At 70.0% G+C, this 5,878-nt stretch carries 1 protein-coding gene; it reads left to right on the top strand.

Annotated elements, in window-relative coordinates; all coding sequences use genetic code 11:
- Window positions 1–5,878, top strand: a 5,878-nt coding sequence (locus tag NRB56_RS38000; RefSeq protein ID WP_153349224.1) for a non-ribosomal peptide synthetase, incomplete at both ends; no start/stop codon positions are given.

Raw genomic sequence — 5,878 nt, 5'->3', positions numbered from 1 at the left:
CGCGGCGCGGTTGGATCGGATTCTGGCGGCGGTGGTCGCGGATCCGGAGGCGCCGGTGGGTGATATCGATGTGTTGTCCGGTGCGGAACACGCGCGGGTGCTGACCCAGTGGAACGACACCCATCATGTACTGCCCGGCGCGGCGCAGGTGTCGGGTGGGAAGCGTTCGCGTAAGGGCGGCAAGGGTTCCCGGGCCGCGATGGTGCCGGGACGGCCCGGTAGCCCGGACACGCTGGTGTCGCTGTTCGAGCGGCAGGCCGCGGCCACGCCGGACGCGGTGGCGCTGGTGTTCGAGGGTGAGCAGCTGACGTATGCGGAGTTCGCGGCGCGGGTGCACCGGCTGGCGCGGCGGCTCGCGGCCCTGGGTGTCGGGCCGGAATCGCTTGTCGCCGTGGCGATGCGGCGGTCACTGGACCTGCTGGTCGCGGTGTACGCGACGCTGGAGGCCGGTGGCGGTTACGTGCCGCTCGACCCCGACCAGCCCGCCGACCGCATCGACTACGTGCTGCACACCGCGCGGCCGGCGGCGGTCCTCACCACCGGCCGCGACGACTTCGTCACCGGCCACAACCTTCCGGTCCTGGAGATCGACTCGCTGGACCTGAGCGGATATTCCGACGCTCCGCTCACCGACCCGGAACGGGGCGGGCCGCTGCTGCCCGTCCACACCGCCTACGTGATTTTCACGTCGGGGTCGACCGGCCGGCCGAAGGGCGTGGCCGTCACCCATGCGGCGATCGTGAACCGCTTGCTGTGGATGCAGCACGAGTACCCGCTCACCGGCGCCGACGTGGTGCTCCAGAAGACCCCCGCCACCTTCGACGTGTCGGTGTGGGAGTTGTTCTGGCCCTTGCAGACCGGCGCGCGACTGGTGATCGCGCGCCCGGACGGGCACCGGGATCCGGTGTACCTGGCCCGGGTCATCGCCGAACACGGCGTCACCACAGCGCATTTCGTGCCCTCGATGCTGTCGGTGTTCGTGTCGGCGCTGGACGCGACAGCGGCGCAGTCGTCCACCGGCAGCCTGCGGCAGGTCTTCGCCTCCGGCGAGGCGCTGCCCGCCGCCACCGCCCAGCGGTTGCGTGCGCTGACCGGCACCCGTCTGCACAACCTGTACGGCCCCACCGAGGCCGCCGTCGACGTCACCTATCACGAAGTGGTGGACGCGGATACGGTCACCGTGCCGATCGGCCGGCCGGTGTGGAACACCCGGGTGTACGTCCTCGACGCGCGGCTGCACCCGGTGGCGCCGGGCGTGCCCGGTGAGTTGTATCTCGCCGGTGCGCAATTGGCGCGCGGATACCTCGGCCGCGCGGACCTGTCCGCGGACCGGTTCGTGGCCGATCCGTTCTGGGAGTCCGGTGAGCGGATGTACCGCACCGGCGACCTGGTGGCGTGGACCGCCACCGGCGAACTGAACTACCTGGGCCGCACCGACTTCCAGGTGAAACTGCGCGGCCTGCGGATCGAACTCGGCGAGATCGAGGCCGCCCTGCTGGGGCAGCCCGGGATCGCGCAATCGGTGGTGGTGGTCCGTCACGACGCGCACTCCGGCGATCAGCTCGTCGGCTACGTGGTGCGCGAGCCCGGCGCGGTGATCTCCGTCGACGCGGTGAAAGCCGCGCTCGCGCAATCACTTCCGGCCTACATGATTCCGGCCGGGATCGTCGTCCTCGACGAGTTCCCGCTGAACGCCTCCGGCAAGCTCGACCGGAAGGCGCTGCCGGCGCCGGTGTTCGCCGTGGGCGGATACCGCGCGCCGTCCACGCCGATCGAGGAGATCGTCGCGGGCATCTTCGCGGAACTGCTCGGCACCACACGGGTGGGCGTCGACGACGACTTCTTCGAGCTCGGCGGAAACTCGCTGGTCGCAACGCAATTGGTCGCGCGGCTGTCGGCCGCGCTGCGCACCGAGGTCGGTGTCCGGACCGTGTTCGAGGCGCCCACGCCGGCCGCTCTGGCCGCCCGGGTCGAATCGCACGAGGGCTCCATCGCGCGGCAGGTGCTCACGGCGCGTCCGCGACCGGAGCACCCGCCGTTGTCGCTGGCGCAGCAGCGGATGTGGTTCCTCAACCGCTTCGACGCCGATTTCGGCGATTCCGCCACGGCGGGGTCGGCCGCGGCAGGGACGCACGGCTCGGCCGCCGTAAGGACGGGCGGCTCGGCCGCCGCGGCCTCCTACAACATTCCGGCAGCGGTAAGGCTCTCCGGCAGACTGGATCTCGCCGCGCTGCGCGCCGCGATCGCCGACGTGGTGACCCGGCACGAGACGCTGCGCACGATCTACCCGTCGCACGACGGGATCGCCTACCAGCAGGTGCTGCCGTCCGGCCGTGCCATCCCGGAGCCGGACATCGTCGAACTCACCGGTGCCGAACTGCTGCCGGCGCTCTACGAATTCGCCGGCCGCGGTTTCGATGTCACCGAGCAGACCCCGGCCCGGCTGCGGCTGTACCGGCTCGACGCGACCGAACACGTACTGGTCGTGGTCGTGCACCACATCGCCACCGACGGTTTCTCGATGACGCCGCTGGTGCGGGATCTGATGACCGCGTACGTCGCCCGCAGCGCCGGCTCCGAACCGGGCTGGACGCCGCTGCCCGTGCAGTACGCGGATTACGCACTGTGGCAACGGGATGTCCTCGGATCCGAGGATGACCGGCGCTCGCTGATCGCGCAGCAGCTGTCCTACTGGCAGGACGCGCTGGCCGGACTGCCGGACGAGCTGCGGCTGTCCACCCGGCCGCGGCCCGCCGTCGCCGGATATCACGCCGGGACCCACCGGTTCCAGGTCCCCGCCGACCTGATCGAAGCGCTCAACCGGGTCGGGCACGCGCACGGCACCACGCTGTTCATGGTGGTGCACAGCGCTTTCGCCGCTCTGCTGGCGCGACTGTCCGGCACCGACGACATCGCGGTCGGCATCCCCGTCGCGGGCCGCGGTGACCGCGCCCTCGACGACCTCGTCGGCATGTTCGTCAACACCCTGGTGCTGCGCGCCCGGGTCGATTCCGGCGCCAGTTTCGCCGAACTGCTCGCGCAGGTGCGCGAGCACGACCTCCAGGCGTTCGCGCACGCGGACGTGCCGTTCGAGCGGCTGGTGGAGGTGCTCAACCCGGCCCGGTCGCAGGCGCGGCATCCGCTGTTCCAGGTGATGCTGTCGTTCCAGAACCTCGGCCGCACCGCCCTGGAACTGCCGGGTCTCGCGGTCACCGCCCTCGACCTCGACCAACCGGCCGCCAAGTTCGATCTGCAACTGACGCTGAGCGAGACCGACGGCATCGGGATGTCGGCCGAACTCACCTACGCCGCAGATCTTTTCGACGACGACTACGCGGCCATCTTCGCCGAGCGATTCCTGCGCGTACTGGACGCGGTCGCCTCCGATCCGACCGAATGCGTCGGCGATCTGCCGTTGCTCGACGAGCTCGAACACGCGCTCGTGTTGCAGCAGTGGAACGACACCGAATTCCCGCTGGACGCGGCGCTGCCGTCGGTGTCCGACGACGCCGCCGCGACCCTGGTGTCGTTGTTCGAGGCGCAGGTGGCGCGGAGTCCGCAGACGCTCGCGGTCACGTTCGAGGGGACGAGTCTGTCCTATGCCGAGTTCGCGGGGCGGGTGCGGCGGTTGGCGCGGTGGCTGATCGGGCAGGATGTGGGGCCGGAATCGCTGGTGGCGCTGGGGATGCGGCGTTCGCTGGATCTGGTCGTGGGGATGTATGCGGTGTCGGCGGCCGGTGGTGCGTATGTGCCGCTGGATCCCGATCATCCGGCCGAGCGGATCCGCTACATTCTGGACACGGCGCGGCCGGTGTGTGTATTGACCTCGGGCACCGGGCTTTTCGGTGATGCGGCGGACGGCGATGCCGCCGGTGCACCGGGGGCATCGGTTGTGGCCGGGCCTGCCGAGGTTCGCATCGATCTGCTCGACGTGTCAGGGTATTCGGATGCACCGCTGACGGATGTGGATCGGCGTGCGCCGCTGCGGCCGTCGAACACCGCGTACGTGATCTTCACCTCGGGTTCGACCGGGCGGCCCAAGGGCGTCGCGGTCGCCCACGACGCGATCGTCAACCGGCTGGTGTGGATGCACGCCCAGTACGGGCTGGCCGCCTACGACGTGGTGTTGCAGAAGACCCCGGCGACGTTCGACGTGTCGGTGTGGGAGTTCTTCTGGCCCTTGCAGGTCGGGGCCCGGCTGGTCGTCGCGAAGCCGGACGGCCACCGCGATCCGGTGTATCTGGCGGAACTGATCGTCGCGGAGCGGGTCACCGTCGCGCACTTCGTTCCGTCGATGCTGGCCGTGTTCGTCGCGGCCGGACCCAAGGTCGCCGAATGCACAAGTCTCACCAACGTTTTCGCCTCCGGTGAGGCGTTGCCCGGCACCGTCGCGCAGCAGTTGCGCGCGTTGACCGGTGCGCGGGTGCACAACCTGTACGGTCCCACCGAGGCCGCCGTCGACGTCACCTATCACGAGGTCACCGATGCCGATACCGGCGCGGTGCCGATCGGCGCGCCGGTGTTCAACACGCGGGTGTATGTGCTGGATGCGCGGTTGCGTCCGGTGCCGGTGGGTGTGGCCGGTGAGTTGTATCTGGCGGGTGCGCAGTTGGCGCGGGGGTATGTGGCGCGGCCGGATCTGACCGGGGATCGGTTCGTGGCGGATCCGTTCGCGGTCGGTGAGCGGATGTATCGCACCGGTGATCTGGTGGTGTGGTCCGGTGTGGGTGAGCTGGAGTATCTGGGGCGCACCGATTTCCAGGTCAAGGTGCGTGGGCTGCGGATCGAGCTGGGGGAGATCGAGGCGGAGTTGCTGTCGTCGCCGGCGGTGGCGCAGGCGGTGGTGGTCGTGCGGTCGGATGAGCGTCTCGGCGATCAGCTGGTCGGCTACGTGGTGCCTGCCGGTGACGTCGTGGTGGACGCGGACGCGCTGCGCGCGCAGGTGGCGCGACGTCTGCCCGCGTACATGGTGCCCGCGGCGGTGATGGTGCTGGAGGCGTTCCCGCTCAACGCCTCCGGAAAGCTGGATCGGCGGGGGTTGCCGGTGCCGTCGTTCGCGGCGGCGATGTTCCGTGCGCCGGCGACGATGGTGGAGCAGGCGGTCGCGCAGACGATCGCCGGCGTGCTCGGGCTCGATACCCCGGTGGGCTTGGACGACGATTTCTTCGGGTTGGGTGGTAACTCACTGCTGGCGACGCAGGTGGCGGCGCGGTTGGGGGCCACCCTGGAGACCCAGGTGCCGGTGCGGTTGCTGTTCGAGGTGTCGACAGTGGCGGGGCTGGCGGCCCGGCTGGAGTCCCAGGCGGATGCCGGTACCCGGGTGCCGTTGGTGGCGCGTGAGCGTCCGGCGGCGGTGACGTTGCCCGATGGTGGGTCGGCGGTGCTGGTGCCGTTGTCGCCTGCGCAGCAACGGATGTGGTTCCTCAACCGCTTCGACAACCGCACCGCCGTGAACAACATTCCGGTCGTGCTGAAGCTGACCGGCACCCTCGACACCGCCGCGCTGAACGCGGCCGTGCGAGATGTGGTGGCGCGGCACGAAACCCTGCGCACCGTCTACCCGGAACTCGAGGGCGTCGGCTACCAGCGGGTGCTGCCGACCTCGGCGGTTACCATCGAGGTCGCCGCCGAACCGGTCGCCGCGGCGGACCTGCCGGGCCGGATCGCCGAGTTCGCGGGCGGGTATTTCGATGTGACCCAGGAGATTTCGTTCCGGGTCGCGCTGTTCGATGTCGACGGCGCCGCCGCCGAGCATGTGGTGGTGCTGGTGTTGCATCACATTTCCGGTGACGGTTTCTCGTTGCGGCCGTTGTTGCGGGATGTGGTGGCTGCGTATGGTGCGCGGTCGGCCGGTGAGGTGCCGGTGTGGTCGGCGTTG

The sequence above is a fragment of the Nocardia aurantia genome (genome assembly GCF_009604425.1).
In the GTDB taxonomy this organism is placed as follows: domain Bacteria; phylum Actinomycetota; class Actinomycetes; order Mycobacteriales; family Mycobacteriaceae; genus Nocardia; species Nocardia aurantia.
The sequence above is the reverse complement of the archived record's forward strand: the minus strand, read 5'-3'. Positions and strand labels throughout refer to the sequence as shown.